Here is a 26,829-nt window from a genome sequence, read left to right on the forward strand (position 1 = left end):
TTTCCTCTTGCCTCCAATATCCCGGGGGAATCGCGCCTGCGCGATGGTGGCTGGCCCCCAGTCTTATGATGCCAGCAGCTGGGTCCCCTGCACACCGGTGATTGCCGCTGTGACAATCGCGCCTTCCTGTTGGGGGGCGTCAAAATGCACCTCGGTGAACTGCTCTGTGCGGCCCATATGGGCGTTTTCCATCAGGATGTGATGGGTCTTGCCAAGCTGTGCGGCGAGATGTTTGGCCACCTGCGCCTCACCTGCGGCGCGCAGCTCTGCGGCGCGGGCCTTGATGATGGTGCCATTCACCTGACTTGGGATTTTGGCCGCCGGGGTGCCTTCGCGCTTGGAATAGGGGAAGACATGCAGCCATGTGAGGTCGCATTCCTGCACAAGCTTCAGAGAATTGGCAAAATGCGCGTCTGATTCTGTGGGGAAACCCGCGATGATGTCCGCGCCAAAGGTCATCTCCGGGCGCAGCTTTTTGGCCTCTTCACAGAATCGGATCGCATCATCGCGCAGATGACGCCGTGCCATGCGTTTGAGAATCAGATCATCACCATGCTGCAGGCTGAGATGCAGATGCGGCATCAGGCGCGGCTCACTCGCAATCGCCATCATCAGGTTTTCATCCACCTCGATGCTGTCAATCGAGCTGATGCGCAGGCGTGGCAGATCCGGCACCAGTTTGAGAATGCGCATCACCAGATCGCCCAATTTGGGCTGCATCGGCTGATCCGCGCCCCAACTGGTGAGATCCACGCCGGTCAGCACCACCTCGTTAAAGCCTTTGTCCACCAGACGTTTGATCTGATCGACCACCACGCCCGCAGGCACAGAGCGCGAATTGCCCCGGCCATAGGGAATGATGCAGAAGGTGCAGCGGTGGTCACAGCCGTTTTGCACCTGCACATAGGCGCGCGAGCGGGTGCCAAAGCCGTCAATCAGATGACCTGCGGTTTCGGTGACGGACATGATGTCGTCGACCTGCACCTTTTCGGTCTCGCCAATGAAATCGGCGGCCATGCCCTGCCATGTGGCGGGGTTCATTTTCTCGGTGTTGCCGATGACCTTGTCGACCTCGCCCATGACGGCGAAGGTTTCCGGCTCGGTCTGCGCGGCACAGCCGGTGACAATGATCTGTGCGTCGGGATTTTCGCGGCGCAGGCGGCGAATCTCCTGACGGCTTTTGCGCACGGCTTCGGCGGTCACCGCGCAGGTGTTCACAATCACGGCGTTTTCCAGCCCTGCGGACTGCGCCATGTCTTTCATCGCCTCGGATTCGTAGGAATTCAGGCGGCACCCAAGGGTGGTGAACTTCGGCGGGGCGGCTGTCATTTGGCGCGCTCCAGAAAAGCTTCGGTGAATTGGCCGGTGAACACATGCTCGGTGGTGCCGGTCATCCAGACGCCGTCTTCGGCCCAGTCAATCCACAGCGTGCCGCCATCCAGATCAATTTGCACCTTGCGGCCGGTGAGACCGCGGCGCGCAGCGGCCACAGCGGTGGCGCAGCTGGAAGAGCCTGAGGCGAGGGTGATTCCCACGCCACGCTCCCAGACCCGCATGCGGATGTGATTCTCCCCCACAATCTGGGCGACCTGCACATTTGTGCGCTCAGGATACAGCGGATGATGTTCATGCGCCGCGCCAAAGGTGGCCAGATCCACCGCAGCGACATCCTCCACAAAGAAGGTGCAATGGGGATTGCCCATACCGGTGGCGGTTGGCACACCGTCGATGGGCAGTTCCAGCGTGTCCATGGCCTCAGAGAGGGGAATCTCATCCCATGTCAGCTGCGGCTGGCCCATATTGACCGAAACAAGCCCCTCGCCTGCTTCGCGGGCAAACAATGTGCCGCGGTCTGTGGTGAGGGTCAACGACTCAGCGCCGGTTTCATCCATCAGATGGCGCGCAATACAGCGGGTGGCGTTGCCACAGGCCGCAGAGGTGGAGGCATCGGCGTTGTAAAACGTCAGATGCGCATCTGCATTGCTGCCAGCTGCGCCATGGGTGATCACCGCAAGCTGATCAAAACCCACGCCTTTTTGCCGGTGGGCAATCGCGGTGATCTGGCTGTCGGTCAAATCGAATGTGCGCGCACGTGCATCCACCACGACAAAATCATTGCCGAGACCATGCATTTTCATGAACGTCAGAGGGGTTTGAGCACGTGTATCCATTGCGCGCATATACGCCCGAAACAGATTAGTTTCCAGTCGTGTGATTTTTTTCTACGAATCCGCTTGACCCCCCCCGCAGCTAACTCTAAAAGCCGCCCTCACAGAGTGGGCCGTTAGCTCAGTTGGTAGAGCAACTGACTTTTAATCAGTGGGTCATAGGTTCGAATCCTATACGGCTCACCACTTTAACCGATTGATCGGTAAACGAAAAACGGGCAGCGATTTCGCTGCCCGTTTTCGCTTTTACAGGTCCGGCTTTTTTCGCACCCGATCGCCACGAGCCTCTTTTTAAGGTCTGCGGCAAAGACCGGCGTGTCAGGTGCCGATCGGCACCAGATGATTGTCAAACTGAAGGTGGTGCTGTCTGGCGGCCTCGCCCAGAGTGCCAACTGCGCCGGTGCCGGTGGCAAAAAAGAAACCCTTTGCGCTGGCGCCGATTCCACAGACGTCGTCTTCGGGCTGCGCCTGCAGGAATTGGCCACTGGCGAGGTCAAATACATGCACCACGCCGCCACGGGGAGAGGTGATCGCCACGGCGCGCCCGTCTCCGGAGATCGCCACACTGCCCGCATAGCCATCCAGCGCGCGGTGGAGGCGCTCTGGCGCTTGCAGGAGCGTGATGTCACCGCCGCGCCGGTGCAGGCCCAGAAGCGGCGGTGCGGCCTCCTCAGCGCCCTGCCACTGCATCGCAAGCGCCACGGTGCCATCAGCGTGATGGGCGAGGTGCCGGATTGAGTTCTTATGCAGCGCGGGCGGCAGGGAAACCGTTTCGAGAATCGTGCCGGACAGATCGAGATAACTGAGATTCGGCGCCATGGTCGGCAGGTTCAGTTTAGCGCGCCCCATGTCGGGGTGAGTTTCAATGCCGCCATTGGCAACCACAAGGCTCTGCCCATCGGGCATCAGGCGCATCTCGTGCGGGCCGACACCGCCGGAGGAGACCTCTCCAAGGCGCTGGTAGCCTGCGGCCACATCCCAGATGCCAATCACACCCAGACCGGCCTCATAGTCGTTCTCTGTGGTGAAGAGCCGCGCGCCATCCGGTGAAAACGCGCCATGGCCATAAAAGTGCCGCCCCTCGGGGGCCTCAAGCCGGGCCAGAACCGTGCCATCGCGGCAATCCAGCGCCAGAGCAAAAGTGCCGGGGCGGCGGGCAAAGGCCACCGCTTCGGCGCGGGCGGGATGGGCCGCAGCGGCGTGGCCGCGCGCTGGCAGAGGAATGGTGAAGCTGATCTCGCCCGCGTCCGTCAGACCAGCGAGCAGAAAGCGCCCGTCAGGGGCGCGGGCGGCAGACAGAAAGGCCGGGGTGCCGACGCTGGCCCAGCTGGCCGAGGGCAGAAGGCTGCTGGCGGCAAGACCTGCCAGCATGCGGCGGCGGCTGACCATGTTAGTCGCCATCGAGCGCGTTGAAGCCCGCGCTCACGCCCAGCGCTGGGCCAAGCTCCAAGGTGGTGATTTCGCGGGCGCGGTCGATGTATTGCTGCAGAATTTCGACCCTAAACCGGCCCTGAACCTCGGCCACACCGACAAAGACCGGATCATCTTGCAGCTCTTCGGCCTGCGTAGCGATGAGGGCAAAGGCTTGAGCGTATTCCTCAGCTATCAGAGGAGACTGGGTAGAAAGCAGCGCGGCTAGCTCGCCCAGCGCGGCGGTGGAGGTTGCCACATTGCGCAGGCTGCGACCGGAGCGGCGGGCCTCTGCGCGGGTGGGGCGGGGTTTGTCAAAGCTGCCGAGTGGGCGACCCAAACGCACCTCGGAATCAAACTGTAGCCCGGCACCCAGCGCCTTGTAGATCACCTGAAGCGCCTCTGCGTCGGTTGTGTAGGGGCCAGCCTCTGAAGGGTCAGTGAGCCGCGCCGCATAGCCTTCGCTCCAGTCGGTGAGGATCATCTCTGATTGCAGCGCGATGTCTGAGGCCACCCGCCGGACCAAGGCGCAGTGATAGCTCACGTCGCCCAAGGTGCTGAGCTGCGTGTCATAGAGCAGAAACTCCAACCCGAAGAAGCCGCGACCGGCCACGGAGACGGTTTGAAATTCTGCTTCCGACTCGATCACCGGATCTTCATCGGCAATCAGCGCGGAGAGCGCTTTGGGGGTAAAACCTTTGGTGTCGGGCCAGAAGGCCAGCGCAAAGGCGCGGTCGTTGGTTTCGGTGGGGCCAAAGCGCAGGTGGCTCACGCCCATCCAGGCGTCAAAGGCCGCGTGGTAGGCCGCGCGCAGGGTTTCGGAGGTGGGGCTGCAATTGGCGTCTGCTGCCTCGCTGAGGGTCGCTGTGGTGGCGGCAAGGTGATCAAACCGCGGCAGGATATGCTGAGCCACCGCCGCGTCGACCAGCGCGCCCTGATCGACGTGGATCTCTTCCTGAGCGAAAGCAGGGGCTGCGAGGCTGAGTGCGCAGGCAATAAGGGCGGGTTTCATCATCAGAGGCTCTCCAGAAAGCGGATCAGGGCGGCGCGGTCTTCGGGGGGCATCGCGATCACGCGCTGCTTCATAGCTTCGGCCTCCCCGCCATGCCAGAGCACCGCCTCCAGCAGGGAGCGCGCGCGGCCATCGTGCAGGAACTGGCTGTGGCCCGAAACACGCTCGGTGAGCCCCACACCCCAGAGTGGCGGCGTGCGCCATTCGCGGCCCGTGGCGCGGGCTTCGGGGCGGTTGTCGGCCAAGGCTTCACCCATGTCATGCAGCAGCATGTCGGTATAGGGCCAGATCAGCTGAAAACTCTGGGCGGGCTGATCGACAAGGCGGTGGGTGACATAGGCGGGACGGTGGCAGGACGCGCAGCCGGTGTCATAAAACACCTCTTTGCCGCGCAGCACCTCGGGCGCGTCCACATCTCGGCGCGCAGGCACCGCCAGATTGGCGCTGTAGAAAGTGGTGAGATCGAGCCCCACATCATCGACCTCAAAGACGCGTACATCTTTGTCGCCGTGAATGGCATTCACACAGTCAACTTGTGTGTCGGTGCAATCCCCGTGGCCTTTGGTGAACAGCGGGCTGGAAATGCCAATGTCGGTGGCAAAAGCGCCGGCGGTCTGCTGGCGCAGGGTGGGCGCGCCAGCCTTGAGGCCAAATCGACCCAGCATCGGGCGCTGAAATTCGCGCGACCAGACAATATTGGCGCGGCCTGAAATGCCATCACCATCCGCGTCATCCGGATCCTGATTGGCGAGAATATCTGCGGCGGGAATCGCCTCGAGCAGGCCAAGGCCGATCATCTGCGGCGCAACACGCGGGCTGAACATCACATCGGGGTGGAACGCCCCGTAGCCGAGATCACGGGTGGAGAAGGTCGGGCGGCGCAGGGTGGCGACTTCGCCACCTGAGAGCGCCACCTCAAAGCTGTCGTAAGCGACGTCTATATGCGCCTCTGCGGGATGGCCCGGCAGGCTGAAATCCTGAATTTGGCGGCCATAGTTCGGCTCTGGGCGGGTGCCGACAAAGCCTTCGATCTCATAGATCTGCTCGGATTGTGTGCCAGGGATGGACAGCTTGAGCGCGAAGGAAATCGCGTCATCCTCAGGACCATCAGGGGCGTGTCCGCGCCCGCCGCGCATGTGGCAGCTTTGACAGGCACGCGCGTTATAAAGCGGGCCAAGGCCGTCAGAGGCCAGCGTGGAAGTGGGCGAAGACACCCAAAGCTTGTCAAACATCGCCTCGCCCAGCCGGAAATCGAGACCGGCGTCGATGCCAAGATTGGCGGAGGGCTGATCAAAGGCGAGATCATCGCGGCGCACCGGCACCGTGGCGGCCCCCGCAGGGCGGGCCTCAAACGGCTGCGGTTTGGAGAAATCGGTTGGAGGCGCTGTGACCTTGGCGATTCGCGCGGCTTCTTCAGAGGTGCGCGGCACAATGGTCAGATGGCGGTCATCAAGGTCTTGCGCGCGGGCAGCGCTGGCAAGGGTGCAGAGAGCCGTGGCTAGAAGAAGAGGTTTGGCTGGCATCATCGCTACAAAAGAAAGAGGGGCGGGACCGTCCCGCCCCTCGTATTGGGTGGTATTATTCGAACACAGAGTCCGGATTGTCGAGGCTGTCGGAGCCTTCAAAGGCCAGTTGGTCCAGACCCAGTGCGGCCACGGCGGCCTCAATGGATTTGGTCTGATCCACAAGGCCGTTCACGCCGCCCATCACCAACGCTTCGCCAGCGGCGTTGCCGCGCTCCAGCATCTGGTCATAGGAGAAGCCGGACTCAGCGGCGGTTTTGATGCGGCCCAGACCCATCATGGTGGTGGAGAGCTTGCCTTTCAGCTCTGCGTCTAGACCGGCGTCCGCTTCGGCCACCAGATCAGAGAGCGACGCACCGGAGACCAGAGAGCCGTCCACACGCACATATTCGCCGAGGTAGACGTTCTGGATGCCCAGACCATCATAGTAGTGGCTGTTGTGGGTGTTGTCGGAGAAGCAGTCATGCTCTTCTTCCGGATCGTTCAGCAAGAGGCCAAGGCGCATACGCTCACCGGCTTGCTCGCCATAAGACAGGGAGCCCATGCCGGTCAGGATGGTCACGATGCCTGCGTCCTCATCGCCGGTCACGGCAGTGCGCGCGTCGCCACCGTCAACCCATTGTGCGGCCATCCATTCCAGATCGCTGACCAGAAGGTCGGTCGCGGCTTTCAGGTAGGCTGCGCGGCGGTCACAGTTGCCGTTGGTGCAATCGTCACCTGCGGCAAAATCGGTCCAGCTGCGGTCGCCTGCGCCATGTTCGTGGCCGTTAAGATCCTGGCCCCAGAGCAGGAATTCAATCGCGTGGTAGCCGGTGGCCACGTTGCTTTCCACGCCGTCTGCTTCGTGCAGGGTGCTGGCCAGCAGCTCAGGGGTGATGTCGGTTGCATCCACAGCGGTGCCGGAGATGTCGAGCGTCGCGTTGGCAACAACGTTCAGCGCCGCAAGCGGGTTCTCATCGGTTGGGCCGCCATAAGAGGCGTCCACATAGTCGATCAGACCTTCGTCCAGCGGCCATGCGTTCACTTTGCCTTCCCAATCATCCACGATGGCGTTGCCAAAGCGATACACTTCGGTCTGCTGGTAAGGCACGCGGGAGGCCAGCCAAGCGTCTTTGGCGGCTTGCAGTGCTTCTGCGGAAGGTGCTTCGACCAGCGCGTTCACTGCCGCTTGCAGGGTTTTCGCGGTGGTCAGGCTGTCTTCATACTTCGCGGCGGCGATGTCCGCGTAGTTGGTCAGAACGTCCGCTTTGGTGGCAGCAACTGCCGGAGTGGCGAGGGCCAAAACGGCCGCGGTGGTGGTTAGAAATGCACGAGTCATGGTTTTAATCCCAGTGATGAACTTTGGCACTTAACTGATAAAATTACTCAGACAAGTCAATCCTTATTGTTTCACTTGGAATTTAACACCGATTAAAAAATCGTCCCCGCTATTCGGCAAGCAGATGCTCATAACGCGCGTCTGTGAGAGTCTTGAGAAAGGCGACAATGGCGTCCACACGCTGATCATCCAGCGCCGGGCCGTGGGTCAGCTCTTTCACCGAAAGGGTCAGCGGCACCGGCGGCATGCCGAAACGCGCGCCGGTCTCTGGGTTAATATGTCGCGCCTCATTGGTGGTGTTGTACTGATTGTAAAACAGCACAACCGTGCGGAGATCCTGAAACACGCCGTTGTGCATGTAAGGGCCGGTCACCGCCACATTGCGCAGGCTTGGCGTTTTGAATTTGCCGCGCTGCGTGGGATCCTCCATGACAGCCGGATTGGCCATCAGACCTTTGTCGACAGTGTCTGGCGCCACGCCATTGGCGGCGCGCAGCTCGGTGTTTTGCGGCACACCGATGTTGTGAAACTGGTAGTTCGTAAAGGTCTCGCGCGGGTCGGTCGGGCTGCGGCGCAGTTGGTGGCACAGGTTGCAGTTGGTGAACTGCTGAGAAAAGAACAGCACCCGGCCAAGATCTTCTTCACGGCTCAACTCTGCCTCCCCGCGCAGGAAACGGTCATATTTGCTGTCAAAGGGCGCGAAGGTTTCGGTTTTCTCAAAGGCGGCAAGCGCTTCTGTCATCGCCGCATAGCCAGCCTCTGGCGTGGCCAGCACGTCCCCCTCAAACAGTTGCGCAAAGGCCTGTTCATAGACGGCGTTCTCACTCAGGCGGGCCACAACGGCGGCGGCATCTTTCATGCCCATTTCCGCCGGGTTGGTGGGCGGCCCTCCGGCCTGATCAGCAAGACCTGCGGCCCGGCCATCCCAGAACTGCCCCCCGACCCACTGCCCCTCACTGTTTTGATGAAAGGCGGGGGAGAAGGCCGCGTAGCTGGCGCTGGGGGCGTTGCGGTCGCCAAGCGAGGTGCCATCATCCCCGATAGAGGCCATGCCGCGCGGATCGGCAAAGCCGTACTCCGGATCATGGCATGTGGCGCAGGCCTGTGTCCGGTTGGCCGACAGGTTCACGTCAAAGAACAACAGCTCGCCCAGCGCGGCCTTGGTTTGGGGCAACTGATCCTCGGCGTTTGAAGGCGTTGCCAGACCGGCAAGGCTCAGGCTGAGCAGAGAGAGGCTGAAGAATTTTGAGGAGAAACGCATCAGTGAACCTTAATACCTAGCAATTTTGTCACCTTTTCTCGCGTAAGAGCCAAAGAGTCAATTGACGCAAATGTCGCAAGATCGACCGGACGCCCCTGCCCCGCAGCCCACAGGGAGATCATCTTCCAAAAAATCTGCAACGACTGTAGCGGGTCGGCTACGCCTCCGGCGCACTGGTGGAGACCAAGCGTTTCAGACATTCAGGACGATGCTTTAAGCAAACAAGCAAGAAAAAAGGCCGCCCCTTGGGACGGCCCTTTCAAAAGACTGCGCGTAGGTTCAGCGATCGCGGAACTGTGGCTCGCGCTTTTCAACGAAGGCGGCCATGCCCTCTTTTTGATCCTCTGTGGCAAACAACGAGTGGAACGCGCGGCGTTCAAACAGCAGGCCCTCACGCAGGGTGGTTTCAAAGCTGCGGTTCACCGCTTCTTTGGCCGTTTGAGACGCGATCAGGGACTTCTCAGCGATCTTCTGGGCCGCGCCCATCGCCTCTTCCATCAGCTTCTTGGGCGCCACAACGCGGCTCACAAGACCTGCGCGCTCTGCCTCAGCTGCATCCATGAAACGCCCTGTCAGGTTCATGTCCATGGACTTTGCCTTGCCCACGGCGCGGGTCAGACGCTGGCTGCCGCCAATTCCGGCGATCACACCGAGGTTGATCTCAGGTTGGCCAAATTTCGCGTTCTCGGCCGCGATGATAAAGTCGCAGGCCATTGCCAGCTCACAGCCGCCGCCCAGCGCATAGCCGGACACAGCCGCGATCACCGGCTTGCGAATGTCCTGAATGCGGTCGCCAAATTCGGCAAAGAGGTTGGAGAGGTTCACATCCGCGAAGCTCATCTCCGACATCTCTTTGATGTCAGCCCCCGCGGCAAAGGCTTTCTCCGAACCCGTGATCACGATGCAGCGCACCTTGTCGTTCTGGTCCGCGCTTTGCAGCGCCGTAAGCAGCTCGCCCACCAGCTGTTGGCTGAGCGCATTGAGCGCGTCAGGACGGTTGAGCTTGATAAGGGCGACGTGGTCTTCAATTTCGACGATGATCGTCTCAAAAGCCATGAGTGATGCTTTCATTGTTCCGGTCAGGAGTGATTCCTTACCATTTGAGGCAATTCGATCAAGCTATCTTTGGCATTGCGCACAATAGAAGGATGAGCGGCCGGATTGGGTGATTCGGCTTATTTTGCTTGTGCAGTCTGGGGTTTTGCAGGATTCGCCCTCCCGCCCGTAGACGTCAAAGCTGTGTTGAAAATATCCCAGTTCCCCGTCCGCCTGACGAAAGTCCCGCAGGGAGCTGCCGCCTGCCTCAATGGCCTCTGCCAGCACCTGTCGGATGATGGGCACAAGGGACTGTGCCCGGGCCTTGGAAATCGCCCCTGCCTTGCGTTTTGGCGCTATCCCTGCGCGGTAGAGCGCTTCGCAGACATAGATATTGCCCAGACCGGCCACGATGCGCTGATCCAGAAGCGCGGATTTGATTGGCGTGTTGCGCCCTGCGAGCCGCTCCACAAGGTAGGACTCGTGAAAATCATTGCCCAGAGGCTCCGGCCCGAGTTTGGCCAGAAGCGGGTGGGTTTCGGTGTTGTCAGCGGGCAGCAGATCCATCGCCCCAAACCGGCGTGGATCGTTGAAGGTGATGCGCGCGCCATTGTCCATGTCAAAGACCACGTGATCGTGTTTCTCAGCCTTTGGGTGGTCATGCACAAATTGCCCCAGAGGGTCGCCCGACACCGTCATGCGCCCGGACATGCCAAGGTGAATGAGCAGGGATTCCTCGGTGTCGAGATCGGCCAGAATGTATTTGGAGCGGCGGCGCAGCCGCAGGACCTTCGCTCCGGTCAGCCGCTCGGCCATACGCTCGGGAAACGGCCAGCGCAGATCGGGACGGTTCACCGCCGCATTGGCAATCACCGCGCCCTCCATGGCGGGCTGCAGACCGCGGCGGACGGTTTCGACTTCGGGGAGTTCGGGCATGATGGTCTGAATCCTTTGACTGCTCAGGACAATGCGCAAATTGGGCAGTTAGAAGCAAGTCACCTTCTTGGCCCGCTCAGCGGGCCGCGCCCGACCTCCCCCACGGGAGGGCGCTTTGCTTCCTCCCGAGGTCGGGCACAGCCCTTTCCGCCTCTCACCAATTCGACGCATTGTACCCCTCCCGCACGCCCTATATGAAGAAGGCAACCAAGAGGATTGCGCGTGATGGCGAACAACGACAACACCACCCATTTCGGCTTTGAAACGGTGCCGGAAAGCGAGAAAGCTGGCCGTGTGCAGGGCGTTTTTGGCTCGGTGGCTTCCAAATACGATGTGATGAACGACGTGATGTCGATGGGCATCCACCGCATCTGGAAAGACGCGATGATGGATTGGCTGGCGCCGCGCCCCGGGCAGAAGCTGCTCGATGTGGCGGGCGGCACCGGCGACATTTCCTTCAAATTCCTCAAACGTGCGGGCCACGGCCATGCCACGGTGTGTGACCTCACAGAGCCAATGCTGGTGGAAGGGCGCAAACGCGCCGAGGCCGACCATATGGCCGAGAGCCTTGACTGGGTGGTGGGCGACGCCATGGCGCTGCCGTTTCCGGACAACAGCTTTGATGTTTACACCATCAGCTTTGGCATCCGGAACGTGACCCGCCCGCAGGAGGCGCTGAACGAGGCGTTTCGTGTGCTCAAGCCCGGTGGCCGCCTGATGGTGCTGGAGTTTTCACAGATCCCAAATGAGCTGATGCAGAAGGCCTATGACCTCTATTCCTTCAACATCATCCCGCGCATGGGGCAGGTGATCGCCAACGACCGCGACAGCTATCAGTATCTGGTGGAGAGCATCCGCAAATTCCCCGATCAGGACACCTTCCTGGATATGGTCAAGACCGCCGGATTTGAGAACGCCAAATACCGCAACCTGACCATGGGCATCGCGGCGCTGCATTCGGGCTGGAAACTGTGAGAGGCCCCCATAACATCATCCGCCTGATCCGCACCGGCGCCACGCTGGAGCGCACCGGCGCCATGGGTGTGGTGCTGGATGCTTTTGAAGCCCCGCGCCATGTGCGTCTTGTGCTGCGCGGGCTCGCTTGGCCGTTTCAGTGGCTGGGCATCAAGGGCGATCCAGCGGCCCCGCCGCTGCCACGTGCGCTGACGGCGCTTGGCCCGGCCTACATCAAATTTGGTCAGGTGCTTTCCACCCGCCCCGATGTGGTGGGCGGTGATCTTGCCCAACAGCTGCGGGTGCTGCAGGACAAGCTGCCGCCCTTCTCTGTGGCAGAGGCCAAGGCCGCTGTGCAGCAGGAGCTGGGGGTGAATGCCGATGAGGTCTTCTCAGAGTTTTCAGAGCCGGTGGCGGCAGCCTCCATTGCGCAGGTTCACCGCGCACGGCTGGCAGAAACCGGAGAGGAAGTGGCGGTAAAAGTCCTGCGTCCGGGCATTGAGCGGGCGTTTCGCAAAGATGTGGATGCCTTCTATTTTGCCGCCAATATGATTGCCTCGCTGTCGCCCGCCTCGCGCCGTCTGCGCCCGATGGAGGTGATCGAGCACTTTGACGGGGTGGTCACCGGAGAGCTGGACCTGCGGCTTGAATCCGCCTCCGCCAGCGAGTTTGCCGCGAACACCCAAGACGACGAGATGTTTCAGGTGCCCACGGTCAACTGGGGCTATTCGGCCAAACGTGTGATGACGCTTGGCTGGGCCGAAGGTGTGCCGATTGGTGACAATGCGGCGCTAGATGCGGCCGGCCATGACCGTGCCAAGCTGGGGGCGCGGGTGCTGGAGCTGTTCCTCAATCATGCGCTGCGCGACGGCTATTTCCATGCGGACATGCATCAGGGCAACATGAAGGTCGCCGCCAATGGCGACATCATCGCCTATGACTTCGGCATCATGGGGAACATCGACGAATACACCCGCCGGGTTTATGCGGAGATCCTGTTTGGCTTTATCCAGCGGGATTACAAACGTGTGGCCGAAGTGCATTTTGAGGCTGGATATGTGCCTGCGGATCGCGATGTGGATGAGTTTGCCCGCGCGCTGCGTGCGGTGGGAGAGCCGATTTTTGGCATGGATGCGAACCGCATCTCCATGGGGCGTCTGCTCAATTACCTGTTTGAGGTGACCGAGCGCTTTGGCATGGAAACCCGCACCGAGCTGATTCTGCTGCAACGCACCATGGTGGTGGTTGAAGGGGTCGCGCGCTCGCTGGATCCGCATCTCAACATCTGGGACGTCGCCAAACCTGTGGTCAGCGCCTACATCCAGAAAAGCATCGGCCCGCGCGCCTTGCTGAAAGATCTCGCCAAAACCGCACGGGTGATGACCCGCTTTGGTCCGCGACTGCCTGCGATGGTGGAGGCGGCGCTGATTGCGCAGTCCGAACAGAAAGACACCACGCCACCCAAAGTCTGGCCATGGGCGCTGTCCGGTGCTGCCGTGGGCGCGCTGGCCACCTCTGCGCTTGTTGTTCTGGGCTATGGGGTCTGGCACTGAGCTGAGACGCGCCTCGCTCTCAAGCACCCTCCCCGCCAACACAAAAGAAGCGCCCATTGGGCGCTTCTCTTTTTTGGGCCGAAGCCCGAATTTTCAAACGCTCTTAGAGCAGGCCAGCATGCGCCATCGCAGCGTCGATCTGTGCCTTGGTCGCGTCGGTCAGGCCGGTCAGCGGCAGGCGGACTTCTTCGTTGCACAGGCCCAGACGGGACAGCGCGTATTTTGCGCCCACAAGGCCCGGCTCCACAAAGATTGCCTCATGCAGCGGCATCAGCTTGTCCTGATACTCCAGCGCTTTGGCGTAATCGCCTGCGAGGGTGGCCGCTTGGAACTCGGCGCAGAGCTTGGGGGCCACGTTCGCTGTCACAGAAATGCAGCCCACGCCGCCATGGGCGTTAAAGCCAAGTGCGGTGGCATCTTCGCCGGAGAGTTGGACAAAGTCAGGGCCGCAAGTGGCGCGTTGCTGGCTCACGCGGGCCAGATCGCCGGTGGCGTCTTTCACGCCCACAATGCGCGGCAGCTTGGCCAGCTCGCCCATGGTTTCCGGCGTCATGTCGACCACCGAACGGCCCGGAATGTTGTAGATGATGATCGGCAGGGCACAGCAATCGTGGATCGCGGTGAAATGCGCAATCAGGCCACGCTGGGTGGGCTTGTTGTAGTAAGGCGTCACCACAAGGATGGCGTCCGCACCGACTTTTTCCGCATGTTGCGCCAGATGGATGGCTTCGAGCGTGTTGTTGGAGCCGGCGCCCGCGATCACCGGTACACGGCCCGCAGCAGCGCGCACCACTTCTTCCACCACGGCTTCATGTTCGGCGTGGCTCAGGGTGGGGCTTTCACCGGTGGTGCCAACCGGCACAAAGCCGTTGGTGCCTTCACCGATGTGCCACTCCACCAGTTTCTTGAGCGTTTCCAAATCCAGCTCGCCGTTCGTGAACGGCGTGACGAGTGCGGGGTAAGACCCTTTGAACATGGCACGCTCCTTTGTTTTGCGCAGCTGGGCGGAATTGCCCGTGGTGTGAAATCGCGCGGACCCTAGCGGTAAGTTGCCCGCTTGCCAAGATTGTGAGTTGAGGCTGGGGAAGGCGCGTCGTATCGTGCGGGTTCTATCCTGTTTGGCATGGGAAAATGCAAGCCATGTTGCGTCTTTTTCTGACAGTTGTTGTGGCCTTGCTTATGGCCCTGCCCGCCTCCGCCCAGCATCGCGAGGAGCTGCGCGCGGCAATGAGCGCTGTGCGCGCCAAGGATTGGGCCGCCGCCGCGCGGGCCGTGCGCAACTCCGATCAGGTGGCGCGTGACATCGTGGAATGGCATCGCCTGCGCGCTGGCGAAGGCAGCCCCGATCAGGTGCTCGCCTTTCTGGACCGGCGCGGCGACTGGCCCGGCCTGCCCTATCTGCGCAAGCAATCAGAGGCGGGTTTTGCGGATGTGAGCCACCGGATGGGCATGTCATTCTTTGTGCACGGGCCTGCGCAGACGGCGGAAGGCGCGCTGGCGCAGGCGCGGGTGCTGGAGCAGGCCGGAGAGGCCGGCACCGCAGAGGCCGGGATCGTGCTGGCCTGGCGCACCATGGCGATGAATGCCCAGACCAAAGCAGATTTTCTGGACCGCTACGGCAAGTTGCTGGCCCCGCATCACACTGCGCGGCTGGATGCGATGCTGTGGAAAAACTGGGAAAGCAATGCCGAGGCGATGTATCCCCATGTGTCGGAGGGCTGGGTTGCGCTGGCCAAGGCGCGGCTGGGACTGCGCGCGATGGTCAACGGCGTTGACGGTCTGATTGCGGCGGTACCTGCCAGCCTGCAGAATGACCCGGGACTGGCCCATGAGCGGTTTGTCTGGCGCCACCGCAAGGACCGCAACGACAGTGCGATTGAGCTGATCCTGGCGCGCAGCAAGGCGGGCACATTGGGCGAGCCCGAAGAATGGGCCCCGCGCCGCCGCTCTCTCATGCGCAACCAGATGCGCGCGGGCAACTACCGCACCGCCTATGCGCTTGCCGCCAATCACCGGCTGACACCTGAGGCGGGTTATGCCTATGCCGATTGTGAGTGGCTGGCGGGCTATGTGGCGCTGCGCTATCTGAACCGGCCGGAACAGGCCGCCGCGCATTTTTTGCGTTTTGCGCAAAGTGTGGAAACGCCGATTTCCCTTGGCCGGGCAGGTTATTGGATGGGCCGCGCTTATGAGGCCATGGGCGACACAGCCACCGCGCAGCAGGCCTATGTGGCTGGCGGCGCGCATCAGACAAGTTTCTACGGATTGCTCGCCGCTGAAAAAGCCGGGATCGCCTATGACCCATCCCTAAACGGTAATGAGCGCTTTCCGGACTGGCGCAAAGCGGCGTGGACAACCTCCAGCGTGCATAAGGCCGCACGGATGTTCCTGGACGCTGGCGAACTGAGCCTTGCCGAGCGGTTTTGGGTGCATCTGAGCGAAACGCAGGACCGCACCGCTTTGGGGCAGATGGGCCAGATGGCGCTGGATCTGAACCAGCCACATGTGGCGGTGATGTTGGGCAAACAGATGGTGCGCATGGGTGTCACCCTGCCCGGCCCCTATTATCCGCTGCATCCGCTCACCGATCAGAGCCTGCCGGTGGCAGATGAGCTGTCGCTCGCGATTGCGCGGCGCGAAAGCGAGTTTGATCCGGTGGTGGTGAGCCACGCCGGGGCGCGCGGGTTGATGCAGTTGATGCCCGGCACCGCGCGTGATGTCTCAAGAGATGTGGGCGAGGTCTACGTTCTGGGCAATCTCACTGCGGATCCGGCCTATAACGCGCGCCTTGGCAGCGCCTTTCTGGCCAGCCTGTCTGAGGATTTTAACGGCAATATCATCATGATTGCTGCCGCTTACAACGCGGGCCCAAGCCGTCCGACACGCTGGATGGCCACCAATGGCGATCCGCGTGGCGGCTCGACCGAGGCGATGATCGACTGGATCGAGCTGATCCCGTTCAACGAGACCCGAAACTATGTGATGCGCGTGGCGGAAAGCCTGCCGGTCTATCGCGCACGGCTTGGCAAAGACCCGCATCCGGTGCCCTTTGGCCGCGAGATCGTGGGCGGCACCATCCAGCGCTTGAACTAAGCCGCCTGCCGTTCGCGCCACCATGTGAACAGCCCCGCCGCCAGCACAATCGCTGCGCCAATGGCCACGTTGAGCCGCAGCGTCTCGCCAAACACGGCCATGCCAAGCGCGGCGGCAAAGGGCAGTTGCAGATAGGCAAAGGGCTGTACCGCGCTGGCCTCAGCCACCTCATAGGTGCGGATCAGCAGCCAATGGCCCGCGACCCCGCTCACGCAGAGCGTGCCCATCCAGGTCCAATCCGGCGCGGCAATCGGCTCCCAGTAAAACACGCCAATGGCGGTCATCACCACACAGCCGACAACGCCGGTGTAAAAGAAACTGGTCTGCGCGCTGTCTTTGCGCGCCACATAGCGGGTCATCAGGCCATAGACGGCAAACATCAGCGCCCCCAGAAGCGGCACGGCGGCCACGGGGCTGAACACGCCGGAGCCGGGTTTCAGGATGATCATCACACCAACAGCCCCGAACCCAATGGCCAGCCAGCGCCGCCAGCCGACGCGCTCGCCCAGCACAGGGCCGGAGAGCGCCGCGATCATCAGCGGGTAGCAGATGAAAATGGCATGGGTCTCGGTGAGCCCGAGCAGGGTAAAGGCTAGCACAGTGACGCAGATTTCCAGCGCCAGCAGCGCGCCGCGGCCGATCTGCAACCACGGAAACGCCGTGCGCGCCACCTTGCGCAGACCGCCGCTTTGACGCGCAGACAAAGCAATCACAAACAGCGCGAAAAACCAGTAGCGGATCATCACCACGAGGTAGGTGTTATATTCGCCGGCCAGATGCCGCGAGATGCCATCTTGCAGCGCAAAGACCAGCGTGGTGAGCGACATCAACAGGATGCCAAGACGGTTGTTGGCGGCGCTCATGCGGCGGGTTTCACACATTGGGTCATGTGACGCTTCCGGCCAAAACCCGGAATGCGCGTGACCGTAAAGCCTGCGGCCTCAAGATTGCGGCGCACAAAGCCTGCCGCCGTGTAGGTCGCCGCCGTGCCCCCCGCTTTGGTGTGTGTGCCCACCTGCGCCAGCAAAGCCTCATCCCAGAGCTCGGGGTTTTTGGCCGGGGAAAACCCATCGAGAAACCAAGCATCCGCTTCAAAATTCAGGGCTGCGAGGGTCTCGCGCGCATCGCCAACCACCACCTGGGCCTCAATGCCGTCAAGCATGGCCAGCGTTGGATCTTCGCGATACGCCGCAACCAAACGGTCCGCATAGTCGCCTAGCTCAGGGAAAGCCGCCAGCGCGCGCGCCATTTCATCCGCACTCATCGGGAAAGCCTCAAAAGAGGTGAAACGCAGCGGGCCTTGCGCCCCCGCCTGATCCCAGGCCATCCATGTGGTCAAGAGGTTCAGCCCGGTGCCAAAGCCCAGCTCCGCAATGTGAAACCCCGGGGCAAAGCGCGCGGGCAGATCATTGCCTGCCAGAAACACATGGCGCGTCTCGGCCAGCCCATTGTCGAGGCTGAAGTAAGGGTCATCAAAACGTGTGGACACAGGAATGGCATCCTGCCGCCATTCAAGATCCGCCTGCTGGTCGCTCATCATGCTTTGCCTTATGGAGGTGTGCGCGGCATTTGACCACAAACGCGCGCTTTGGCAATGGGCATCAACGCAGACAAGGATGGGACCATGGTGGATGTAACGGTGATGGGCGCGGGGGCCTTTGGGCTGTCGGTGGCTTGGGCCTGCGCGAAACGCGGTGCCAAGGTGCGGGTGATTGACCCCAATGGCGTGGGCGCTGGAGCCAGCGGCGGTCTGGTGGGCGCATTGGCGCCGCACACGCCTGAGAACTGGAACGTCAAAAAGGCCTTTCAATTTCAGAGCCTGATCATGGCGGAAGGCTGGTGGGCCGAGGTGGAGGCCGCAGGTGGGGTGAGCGCAGGCTATGGCCGCACCGGGCGCATTCAGCCGATCCGCGACGCGCACGCGCTGACACTGGCCAAGGCCCGCGCGGAAAGCGCCAAGGCGCTCTGGCAGGGCAAAGCCCTCTGGGAGGTTGTGCCGCAGGACAGCCTTGGGGACTGGGCCCCAATCAGCCCCACCGGCTGGCTCATTCATGACACGCTGACCGGCCGCATGTTCCCACGCCGCGCCTGTGCAGCACTGGCCGCCGCGCTCCGCGCAAAGGGGGCCGAGATCACCAAAGAGGGCAGGCCGCAGGGCAAAGTGGTCTGGGCCACCGGCTATGAAGGCTTGCTGGCGCTGTCAGAAGAGATGGGCAAAGCGGTTGGCAATGGCGTCAAAGGTCAGGCGGCGCTGTTGCGGCTGGACCAGTCACAAGCGCCGCAGCTCTTTGCCGATGCGGTGCATATCGTGCCCCATGCGGATGGCACGGTGGCCATTGGCTCCACCAGCGAACGTGAGTTTGACGATGCCACCAGCACCGATGCCCAGCTTGATGAGGTGCTCGCACGCGCCTATGCGGCGGTGCCTGCGCTCAAAGACGCCGAGGTGATCGAACGCTGGGCCGGTGTGCGCCCGCGCGCCAAAAGCCGCGCGCCGATGCTCGGCGAACACCCCACCCGCAGCGGGGAATTTATCGCCAATGGGGGCTTTAAAATCGGCTTTGGCATGGGACCAAAAGCCGGAGAAGTGATGGCGGATCTGGTGCTTGAGAGCAAAGACGCCGTGCCCGACGCCTTCCGCCCTGAAGCTTCGCTCTAGCCTAGCGTCCTTGCAATCCGATCACATGGGCGGCGAAGCCGACCAGCCCCCGACCCTCCCCACGGGAGGGGGCTTCACCCGACCCAGGGCCGGGAGCTGGTCTATGAGACCGTTTTCACGCGTTGCACGGCTGTGGCACGATGCTGCCTCGCCTTACTGGCTGCGCCCGACGTCGTCTTTGAGCGCCTCCATCAAGGCGGTCAGGGACGCGGTGTAATGCTCGCTGGTCAGCCGACCGTCCGCATCAAATTCATTGCTGCTGTTGGCCAGACCAAATTCAGAGCCAAGCGCAATGCGGGGGCGGAAGGCCACCAGACAGCTGCGCAACATGGTCTGGGCGCGCACGCCGCCCGCACGGCCAGCGGCTGCGCTCATCAGGGCCGTGGGTTTGCCCACCATCGGTTTCTCGGAATGGCGGCTGATCCAATCCAATGCGTTTTTCAGAACGCCGGTGACGCCCGCGTTATACTCCGGTGTGGAGATCAGCAGCGCATCGGCCTCTGCAATCTGCGCCACAAGGGTGTTCACCCCTCCGGGCAGCCCACTCTCGCTTTCCAGATCTCCGTCATAGAGCGGCAGGTTGAGATCCGCTTCGACATAATCAGCCGCACCGTAAAGACGCGCCGCTTCGCGCAGCAACAGTCGATTGGTGGAGCCGCTGCGCAGCGCGCCGGACAGACCAAGCAGTTTATGAGGCATCTGAGATCTCCTTGTTCACACAAGGATAAGGTAAGCCAAAAGGCGCCGCACACAAGCGACGCCTTTCAACAAACTATGTGCGCAAATGCAGAGATCCGCGCGAGAGAGGGTCAGATCACACGCTGGACGGCAGGATCACGATCTCAACACGGCGGTTCTGACGGCGGCCCGCTTCGTCCAAATTGGAGGCAATCGGCTGGTCCTCGCCGCGACCGATGGTCTGGATGCGGGAGACCGACACGCCGTTTTCCAGAAGCACATCGGCAACCGCATTGGCGCGGCGCTCAGACAGGGTCTGGTTGTGGCTGGCGCTGCCGGTGTTGTCGGTGTGGCCCAGAATCTGGACGGTGGAATTCGGGTAGGCCTCAAGGCTGCTGGCCACTTTGGCCAGATCGTCTTTCAGGAAGCTGCTGACCTCAAAGCTGTCCACCGCAAAGAGGATGTCCTGCGGCATGGTCAGAATCAGGCGGTCGCCGGTGTTTTCGATGCGCACATCGTCATCCAGCTGCGCGCGCAGCTCGGCTTCCTGTTTGTCCAGCTCGTTGCCAACCACGGCGCCAACACCGGCGCCAAGAGCTGCGCCGATTGCAATGTTGCTGTCGGTTGCTGCCGCAAGGCCCGCGCCCAGAACGCCGCCAATGATCGCGCCGCTCTTGGTCTGACGATGGGGATCGGTGCCGCCGCCGGTCACATAGTTCGGATCGGTACAGGCGGCCAAAGCCACCAATGACAGCGCGCAGCAGGACAGGGTGAATTTTTTCATGTCAAAGCCTCAATAACTTACTTGATCGCCGGTTCTGCCGGCTGTTGAGGCTCAATATATGCGATCGACGCGGCGCCCCCAAGCGTTTTGCCGCCCGAAGTCGGCGAATAGACGCCGAAATCCCCGCTTTGTGATGGGTCTTGAACGCGCTGCTCAGGCCTCGGCGCGCGCGCTTTCATAGGCCAGCAACGCCCGTTTCACCGGCAGCCCCCAGTGATAGCCGCCCAAACCGCCGGATTTGCGCATGGCGCGGTGGCAGGGGATGAGCCAGCTCACTGGATTGCGCCCCACCGCAGTGCCCACGGCGCGCACGGCATTGGGCTTGCCAATCACCCGCGCGATTTCGGAATAGGTTGTGACTTCGCCCGACGGAATGCGCATCAGCGCCTCCCAGACTTTGATCTGCAGCGCCGAGCCGATCATATAGACCGGCACCTTATCGAGCTCGGCGCGCTCTGCCTGATAGGCGGCGAGCACCCAGGGGCGCAAAAACATCGGGTCTTCGACAAAATTGGCCTTGGGCCAGCGGGAGAAGAGATCTTTGATGGTTTCCGCCTCCCCCGTCTCCGCCGCAAAGCCGATGCCGCAGATGCCCTTTTCAGTGCCGGTGACCAGCGAGAGGCCAAAAGGGCTGTCAAACCAACCCCAGTAGATCGTCAGCCCCTCGCCGCGCTTGGCGTAATCGCCGGGGCTCATCGCCTCCCAGCGCAGAAAGAGATCATGCAGGCGGCCTGAGCCGGTCAGGCCTACGGCATTGGCGGTATCCAGCGTGGTGAAATGCTCATGCAGCAGCACTTTGGCATGGCCGAGGGTGAGGTATTGCTGGAAGCGTTTGGGAGAGACCCCGGCCCAGCGCGTGAACAGCCGCTGGAAATGCGCGGGGCTCATGCCCATGGCCTGGGCAAGCTGTTCAAGAGACATGGTTTCGCCGCCCTGATCAATCAGCTCGATCGCGCGGCGCATGACATTGTAATGATAGCCTTCGGTCATGTCGTTCATGGCGCATCTCCTCATCTTGCGCTCACCCTAGGCCGAGCTTTGTCATAGAGCGACCCGAAAATTGCGCATTTTTGGGCCTCCCTTGACATCGGCCAAAAATGAGACATCTATGTCTCATGACTTATGGCACAGACACCAAAATCATCGAGGCGGGCTTTACCGTCTTTTCCGCTAACCCTACGGCCACATTGCAGGATGTGGCGAATGAGGCCGGGATCGGCCGGGCCACGCTGCATCGCCACTACAAAGGGCGCGAAGAGCTGATGGCCGCGCTGGCCATGGCCGCCATGAAAGAGCTGGATGCTGCAATTGAGGCCAAAACGCAGGATGCCGAAAGCCACACGGAAGCGCTGCGATTGAGCCTTGAGTCAATGATCCCGCTGGCAGACCGGCAGATGTTTCTCGCCAATGAGCCGCTGGACCATGTGCCGGAGGTGCTGGCCGCCTACACCCGGCAGCTAGAGGAGCTGGCAGAAGCGGTTGAGGCCGCCAAGGCGGAGGGCGGCTTTGACGCCGCCGTGCCGACAGCCTGGATTGTACAGGCCTTTGAGACGCTCACCTATGCCGCCTGGGCGGTTGTGCGCGATGGCGACGCCACCGCAGAGGAGGCCGCCGCGCTCACATGGCGCACCCTCACATCCGGCCTGAGCCTAACACAAAAGGAGACAAATGATGCTGCCTGAACGCTTTATGGAGCTCGCCCAACAGGTCGATGAGGTGTTTTTCATCATCGGCATCGCCATTCTGGTGATCGAGATCGCAGAAGCCTGGTTCAAAGGGTCGCTGAAAGGCAAAACCTGGCTTGAGATGCTCGCCAGCGCCTCCACACAGGTGCCTTACATCCTGGTGGAAGCCAGCATGATGACGGCGCTTTATGTGGGGCTTTATGTGTTCAGCGACACGGTGGTGAGCTGGCATCTGCCAACAACCTGGCCCTGGATTGTGGCCGCCGTTCTGCTTGCGGACCTCACCTATTATTGGGAGCACCGCATCGCCCATCGCGTGCGCCTGTTGTGGACCCAGCACGCCGTGCACCACTCCAGCCGCGACTATAATATCGTCACCGCCGTGCGCTTTGGTCCGCTGGAAAGCCTTTGGTCCTTCATTGCGCATATTCCCATGGTGCTGGTTGGTTTCAGCCCGGATCTGGTGCTGGGGTCCGTGATCCTTGTGCTGGCCTATCAGACCTGGCTGCACACGGAGCTGATCGGCAAGTTAGGCCCGCTGGAATGGGTGCTGAACACGCCTTCGCATCACCGCGTACACCATGGCTGTGACGACAAATACATCGACAAGAACTACGCCGGTATCCTGATCATCTGGGACCGCATGTTTGGCAGCTTTCAGGTGGAAGAGGAGCGTCCGCGCTATGGGCTGACCACCGACTTTGACAGCCAGAACCCGGTGAAAGTCTGGTTCTCCGAGCTGCCCGCCCTGTGGCGTGACATTACCCGCGCCAAATCCGGGCGCGAGCTGTTTGGCCGCCTGTTTGGCCCTCCGGGCTGGAAACCGTAAAGCGCGGCTTAGGACCAAGAGGCCCAGCGCCCAACTTTACCAATCTCCTCAGGGGCGTGCGGGTTGCGAAACCCCACGCCCCTCCCATATGAAAGCGCGTGATAGACTTTCACGCGCAACCTTGAGACCATCTTCATGAGCCTTCGTGACAAAATCGGCGCCATCATCGAGCGCCCGACCTTTCGGAACGCCATCCTCGGCGTGATCCTTTTCAATGCCGTCATTCTGGGTCTGGAGACTTCCAAACCGCTGATGGAGGCCATGGGTCCGCTGCTGATCACCCTGGATGGGCTGTGTCTGGCGATTTTTGTCGGCGAGATCGCGGCCAAACTCTATGTGCAGCGCGGCCGGTTTTTCACCGACGGCTGGAACGTCTTTGACTTCGTGATTGTTGCGATTGCGCTGGTGCCGGCGGCGCAGGGGCTGGCGGTCTTGCGGGCGCTGCGCATTTTGCGTCTGCTCCGTGTGGTTTCGGTCGCGCCATCGCTGCGGCGGGTGATTGAGGGGCTGATCAACGCCCTGCCCGGCATGGGCTCGGTCTTTCTGCTGATGGCGCTGATCTTCTATATCGGCGCGGTCATGGCCACCAAACTCTTTGGCACCGCCTTCCCCGATTGGTTCGGTACGCTGGGCAAATCCGGCTACTCTCTGTTCCAGATCATGACGCTGGAAAGCTGGTCCATGGGCATCGTGCGCCCGGTGATGGAGATCTACCCCTATGCGTGGATGTTCTTTGTGCCGTTTATCCTGCTGACCACCTTTGTGGTGCTCAACCTTGTGGTTGGTCTGGTGGTAAATTCCATGCAGGACGCCCATCACGTCGAAGCAGAGGCGGAAACCGGCACTTATCGCGATGAGGTCTTGAGTCGTTTGGCCGAAATCGAAAAAGCGCTGAAAGAAAAATCCGCTGATTAATCAATACCTTTTGCGTCGGGTGGGAGATGCATAAAATTTTATGCACTTTCATCCCCGCCTATACTTCTGAGTAGGTTGGCGAAAACAGCAGAAATAGCGAGCGCGACTATTATCCATCTTCCCTCGCAACCCTGAGATGTTTTTTGCAAGGCATCGATCTAAACCCCCTTGTTTATTAAGGCCCTAAGGCCACCTTACTTCCAATGGGGTTTCCGAGCTGCACCTTTTATCGTCGATAAAAATTATCATACTGAAATATATGTATTTTCCAGATATGTTTTGCAAAACTGAGAGCGGCAAAGACTGAACCGTCCAGTTTGAAAATCCTATACAGCTCCTTAGGATTTGGGCCGCTTATGTCATCCTCGCACAGCACGATGAATAGATGACATGACTACAAATATCTCAGCACAGCTCGAACATTTTTCACTCACTGGCGCAGATCTAGAAGCCCTCAAACACGCCGGACGGATTGTCACGCCACTGCTTGATGACGTTCTGGAGGACTTCTACACCTTCGCCATAAACCAAGCGGAAGTGGCCCGGTTCTTCCCCACAGAGGACATCCTCAACCACGCGCGCACCCGCCAGAAAGAGCATTGGGAAATGCTGTTGAGCGGCGAATTTGAACCGGCCTATCTGAAATCCGCAGAAACCATCGGTCAGGTGCATTACCGCATCCAGCTGCCGTTTGATTTCTACCTGTCAGGCTATGCGCGCGCCTCAACCCATATTCAAAGCCTGCTGCTGAAGCGGCTCAGCGGTTCCTGGTTGCGCCGCCGCAGCGAAGATCCGAGCCGCGTCCTTGGCGCGCTGGCCCGCGCCTTTGCGCTCGACACCAATCTGGTGATTGAGTCCTACTTCACTGCGCAGCGGGCAGAGCGGGAACAGGCCATGAGCCATCTGAATGCCGCCATGTCGCGTATGGCCAACAAAGACCTGTCCCAGCCCATTCCAGGCCCAGAAGAAAGCGACTATCCGGCGCGCTTCAACGAGCTGCGTATCGATTTCAACGATCTCATGCTGACGATGGGCGACATCATCCGAACCATCAAGGATGCGACGGTGGATCTCGACCTGACCGCAACCGAGGTAAACGATTCCGCAGACAGCCTTGCGCGGCGCACCGAGGCGCAGGCCGCCACGCTGGAGCAAACCGCGCATTCGGTGGATGAAATCACCGCCAGCGTACAGGCCTCCACCTCCGCCACCTCAGACACGGACCGCGTGGTCTCCGCCACCCGCTCCAACGCCGCAAGCGGACACAGTGTGGTGCTGGAAAGCGTGCATTGCATGCGCGAGATTGCCGAAGCTTCTGCCAAGATTTCCGACATCTCGGGCCTGATCGACGAGATTGCCTTTCAGACCAACCTGCTGGCGCTCAACGCAGGCGTCGAAGCGGCGCGTGCAGGGGATGCCGGGCGCGGCTTTGCCGTGGTGGCTTCTGAGGTGCGCAGTCTGGCCCAGCGTGCGGCCGATTCCGCCCAGCAGATCAGTGATCTGATCAAAGACACCAACGATCTTGTGGAGCGCGGAGTGGAGCTGGTGGACCGCGCAGGCTCAGCCCTTGGCACCATTGTCTCTGACGTGGAGCAGGCAGCCAGCCTGAGCTCGGAAATCGCCACCTCTGCGCGCGAACAGTCCAGCGGCCTGACCGAGATCGCCAAGGGACTGTCCCAGCTTGACAGTGTGACACAGGAAAACGCCGCCATGGTGGAGCAGACCGCCGCAGCGATGGGCTCCATGCAGCGTGACACAGAGGCCATGTCGCAGCTGGTGAACGGGTTTATCCTGCAGGCAGCGGCCAGCGAGGAAGCCGAGCGCGCACAGGATGAAGACTGGGTGGAGGTCGCGTAAACCGCCGCCCCCTCAACATCCGCAATCAACAAAGGCGCCCAAGGGCGCCTTTTTGCTGTGCCGACATATGCCCTTAGGACAAATGGCCTCAGACCTTCAGATTGCGCGCGGAATCCTTGATGGCGTCATATTGGCCGGAGGGGCGGAACCGCCAGAGATAATCAGCCATCACCGCTTCAGGCGCCAAGGGCGTGATGCCCAGAGTCTCAAAGCCCTGCGCCCCGTCAGAAACCACATTGTCACTGCGCAACAGGATCAGCTGATCTGCGGTGATCACCGAGTTGTGCCACAGCCCCAGCGTCAGCTTTTGCAGAAGGCCAAACCCAAAGGCCATCAGGCGGCCCACAGCAAAGGGCAGGTTCAGCACCAGTTTGCGGCGGTGGATCACCGTAAGCATCTCGTCAATCCAGCCGCGCAGGCTTTTCACTTCCGGCCCGCCCAGCTCATAGATGCCGCTGACATCGCCTGTGACGCCCATCACAGCCGCCTGCGCCACATCATCCACATAGACCGGCTGGAACTTGGTGTCGCCGCCCATGATCGGCAGCACCGGCCCCATGCGCGACATGGAGGCAAAGCGGTTGAAGAACTCATCGTCCTGCCCAAAGATCACCGAAGGGCGCAGGATCATCGCGTTGGGCATATGCTGCAACACGCTGTTTTCGCCTGCGGCTTTGGTCCGGGCATATTGGCTGGCGCTGTCGCTGTCCGCACCAAGGGCTGAGAGCTGCACCATACGTGCCACGCCTTCCGCCGCCGCGATGCGGGCAATGCGCTCAGCGCCCTCATGCTGAACCGCATCAAAGGTGTTCTTGCCGCGATCCGCCAGAATGCCGACACAGTTTACCACCGCATCAGAGCCCAGCAGCGCCGCTTTCACGGAGGCATCGTCACGCACATTGCAGAACACCGGCTCGACCTGGCCCACAGAGCCATAGGGTTTCACAAACATCGCCTCATTGGGACGACGCACTGCGACGCGCACCAGCCAGCCTTCTTTGGCCATCCGCCGCGCAATATGACGCCCCACAAAACCAGAACCGCCGAAAATGGTGACAAGTTTGGACATGGTGGGACCTCCGCTTACCGAGCCTTCCCGAAAGAAATATCGTTCAGGCTGATTCCGAACAAGCTTCAAGGCGGGCTCCGCGACAAGAAA

General features: G+C 61.2%; 24 protein-coding genes and 1 tRNA gene. 9 read left to right on the plus strand and 16 right to left on the minus strand.

Annotated elements, in window-relative coordinates:
• Window positions 1–63: 63 nt before the first annotated feature.
• Both mtaB and dapF read right to left on the minus strand, forming a co-directional pair.
• On the minus strand, window positions 64–1,329 hold the full coding sequence (gene mtaB / locus J7400_RS00595; protein ID WP_209057826.1) for a tRNA (N(6)-L-threonylcarbamoyladenosine(37)-C(2))-methylthiotransferase MtaB: 1,266 nt from the start codon (window positions 1,327–1,329) through the stop codon (window positions 64–66).
• Window positions 1,326–2,180, minus strand: a complete 855-nt coding sequence (gene dapF, locus J7400_RS00600; protein ID WP_209057835.1) for a diaminopimelate epimerase — start codon at window positions 2,178–2,180, stop codon at window positions 1,326–1,328. Before dapF ends, mtaB begins: the two co-directional genes overlap by 4 nt.
• Before the next feature lie 98 nt (window positions 2,181–2,278).
• On the opposite strand from dapF, the gene J7400_RS00605 reads away from it, so the two are divergent.
• Window positions 2,279–2,354, plus strand: a tRNA-Lys gene (locus J7400_RS00605).
• Between the two features lie 132 nt (window positions 2,355–2,486).
• Here J7400_RS00605 and J7400_RS00610 read toward each other — a convergent pair.
• The 7 genes from J7400_RS00610 to mutM all read right to left on the minus strand — a co-directional run bounded on the left by J7400_RS00610 (window position 2,487) and on the right by mutM (window position 10,663).
• Complete coding sequence (locus tag J7400_RS00610) at window positions 2,487–3,557, minus strand: DUF1513 domain-containing protein (protein WP_209057837.1); 1,071 nt, start codon at window positions 3,555–3,557, stop codon at window positions 2,487–2,489.
• A gap of 1 nt (window position 3,558) precedes the next feature.
• A complete protein-coding gene (locus tag J7400_RS00615) occupies window positions 3,559–4,593 on the minus strand; it encodes an imelysin family protein (protein ID WP_247738554.1) in 1,035 nt (344 codons plus the stop codon).
• Entirely contained in the window at window positions 4,593–6,113 is a 1,521-nt protein-coding gene (locus tag J7400_RS00620; protein ID WP_247738555.1) for a di-heme oxidoredictase family protein, read from the minus strand. Before J7400_RS00620 ends, J7400_RS00615 begins: the two co-directional genes overlap by 1 nt.
• 55 nt (window positions 6,114–6,168) lie before the next feature.
• Window positions 6,169–7,431: an imelysin family protein gene (locus J7400_RS00625; protein ID WP_209057852.1), complete on the minus strand. Its 1,263-nt coding sequence runs from the start codon at window positions 7,429–7,431 to the stop codon at window positions 6,169–6,171.
• Window positions 7,432–7,540: 109 nt separating this feature from the next.
• Entirely contained in the window at window positions 7,541–8,692 is a 1,152-nt protein-coding gene (locus J7400_RS00630) for a cytochrome c peroxidase (protein WP_209057854.1), read from the minus strand.
• Window positions 8,693–8,971: 279 nt separating this feature from the next.
• The gene (locus J7400_RS00635; protein ID WP_209060194.1) at window positions 8,972–9,748 is read right to left on the minus strand and encodes an enoyl-CoA hydratase; all 777 of its coding nucleotides are present in this window, start codon (window positions 9,746–9,748) and stop codon (window positions 8,972–8,974) included.
• Window positions 9,749–9,811: 63 nt separating this feature from the next.
• Window positions 9,812–10,663, minus strand: coding sequence for a bifunctional DNA-formamidopyrimidine glycosylase/DNA-(apurinic or apyrimidinic site) lyase (gene mutM, locus J7400_RS00640; RefSeq protein ID WP_209057856.1), 852 nt, complete (start codon window positions 10,661–10,663; stop codon window positions 9,812–9,814).
• Between the two features lie 225 nt (window positions 10,664–10,888).
• On the opposite strand from mutM, the gene ubiE reads away from it, so the two are divergent.
• Entirely contained in the window at window positions 10,889–11,638 is a 750-nt protein-coding gene (gene ubiE, locus J7400_RS00645) for a bifunctional demethylmenaquinone methyltransferase/2-methoxy-6-polyprenyl-1,4-benzoquinol methylase UbiE (RefSeq protein WP_209057858.1), read from the plus strand.
• Entirely contained in the window at window positions 11,635–13,170 is a 1,536-nt protein-coding gene (gene ubiB / locus J7400_RS00650) for a 2-polyprenylphenol 6-hydroxylase (RefSeq protein WP_209057865.1), read from the plus strand. Before ubiE ends, ubiB begins: the two co-directional genes overlap by 4 nt.
• A gap of 103 nt (window positions 13,171–13,273) precedes the next feature.
• Here the strand turns inward: ubiB and dapA are convergent, their stop codons facing one another.
• Entirely contained in the window at window positions 13,274–14,146 is an 873-nt protein-coding gene (dapA, locus tag J7400_RS00655; protein WP_209057867.1) for a 4-hydroxy-tetrahydrodipicolinate synthase, read from the minus strand.
• A 164-nt stretch (window positions 14,147–14,310) separates the two neighbouring features.
• On the opposite strand from dapA, the gene J7400_RS00660 reads away from it, so the two are divergent.
• On the plus strand, window positions 14,311–16,263 hold the full coding sequence (locus J7400_RS00660; RefSeq protein WP_209057869.1) for a lytic transglycosylase domain-containing protein: 1,953 nt from the start codon (window positions 14,311–14,313) through the stop codon (window positions 16,261–16,263).
• Here the strand turns inward: J7400_RS00660 and J7400_RS00665 are convergent.
• Both J7400_RS00665 and mnmD read right to left on the minus strand, forming a co-directional pair.
• A complete protein-coding gene (locus J7400_RS00665) occupies window positions 16,260–17,126 on the minus strand; it encodes a DMT family transporter (RefSeq protein WP_209057871.1) in 867 nt (288 codons plus the stop codon). The two genes, J7400_RS00660 and J7400_RS00665, sit on opposite strands and share 4 nt — an antisense overlap.
• The gene (gene mnmD / locus J7400_RS00670; protein WP_209057873.1) at window positions 17,123–17,800 is read right to left on the minus strand and encodes a tRNA (5-methylaminomethyl-2-thiouridine)(34)-methyltransferase MnmD; all 678 of its coding nucleotides are present in this window, start codon (window positions 17,798–17,800) and stop codon (window positions 17,123–17,125) included. The genes J7400_RS00665 and mnmD overlap by 4 nt, the downstream gene beginning before the upstream one ends.
• An 87-nt stretch (window positions 17,801–17,887) precedes the next feature.
• Here mnmD and J7400_RS00675 point away from each other — a divergent pair, with 87 nt between their 5' ends.
• A complete protein-coding gene (locus tag J7400_RS00675) occupies window positions 17,888–18,922 on the plus strand; it encodes an FAD-dependent oxidoreductase (protein WP_209057875.1) in 1,035 nt (344 codons plus the stop codon).
• Window positions 18,923–19,075: 153 nt separating this feature from the next.
• Here J7400_RS00675 and J7400_RS00680 read toward each other — a convergent pair whose 3' ends face one another.
• From J7400_RS00680 to J7400_RS00690, 3 genes are all read right to left on the minus strand, one after another.
• Entirely contained in the window at window positions 19,076–19,621 is a 546-nt protein-coding gene (locus tag J7400_RS00680; protein ID WP_209057883.1) for an NAD(P)H-dependent oxidoreductase, read from the minus strand.
• Between the two features lie 115 nt (window positions 19,622–19,736).
• Window positions 19,737–20,384: an OmpA family protein gene (locus J7400_RS00685; RefSeq protein WP_209057885.1), complete on the minus strand. Its 648-nt coding sequence runs from the start codon at window positions 20,382–20,384 to the stop codon at window positions 19,737–19,739.
• Between the two features lie 153 nt (window positions 20,385–20,537).
• Window positions 20,538–21,383: a bifunctional helix-turn-helix domain-containing protein/methylated-DNA--[protein]-cysteine S-methyltransferase gene (locus J7400_RS00690; RefSeq protein ID WP_209057887.1), complete on the minus strand. Its 846-nt coding sequence runs from the start codon at window positions 21,381–21,383 to the stop codon at window positions 20,538–20,540.
• 116 nt (window positions 21,384–21,499) lie between these two features.
• On the opposite strand from J7400_RS00690, the gene J7400_RS00695 reads away from it, so the two are divergent.
• The 4 genes from J7400_RS00695 to J7400_RS00710 all read left to right on the plus strand — a co-directional run bounded on the left by J7400_RS00695 (window position 21,500) and on the right by J7400_RS00710 (window position 25,670).
• Window positions 21,500–22,066, plus strand: a complete 567-nt coding sequence (locus J7400_RS00695; RefSeq protein ID WP_209057889.1) for a TetR/AcrR family transcriptional regulator — start codon at window positions 21,500–21,502, stop codon at window positions 22,064–22,066.
• On the plus strand, window positions 22,056–22,898 hold the full coding sequence (locus J7400_RS00700; RefSeq protein WP_209057891.1) for a sterol desaturase family protein: 843 nt from the start codon (window positions 22,056–22,058) through the stop codon (window positions 22,896–22,898). Before J7400_RS00695 ends, J7400_RS00700 begins: the two co-directional genes overlap by 11 nt.
• Before the next feature lie 135 nt (window positions 22,899–23,033).
• On the plus strand, window positions 23,034–23,813 hold the full coding sequence (locus J7400_RS00705) for an ion transporter (RefSeq protein WP_209057893.1): 780 nt from the start codon (window positions 23,034–23,036) through the stop codon (window positions 23,811–23,813).
• 390 nt (window positions 23,814–24,203) lie between these two features.
• The gene (locus J7400_RS00710) at window positions 24,204–25,670 is read left to right on the plus strand and encodes a globin-coupled sensor protein (protein WP_209057895.1); all 1,467 of its coding nucleotides are present in this window, start codon (window positions 24,204–24,206) and stop codon (window positions 25,668–25,670) included.
• 88 nt (window positions 25,671–25,758) lie between these two features.
• On the opposite strand, the gene J7400_RS00715 is transcribed toward J7400_RS00710, so the two are convergent.
• Window positions 25,759–26,739: a complex I NDUFA9 subunit family protein gene (locus tag J7400_RS00715; protein ID WP_209057897.1), complete on the minus strand. Its 981-nt coding sequence runs from the start codon at window positions 26,737–26,739 to the stop codon at window positions 25,759–25,761.
• Between the last annotated feature and the right edge of the window lie 90 nt (window positions 26,740–26,829).

This window comes from Shimia sp. R9_2 (genome assembly GCF_017743735.1).
Lineage (GTDB): Bacteria > Pseudomonadota > Alphaproteobacteria > Rhodobacterales > Rhodobacteraceae > Shimia.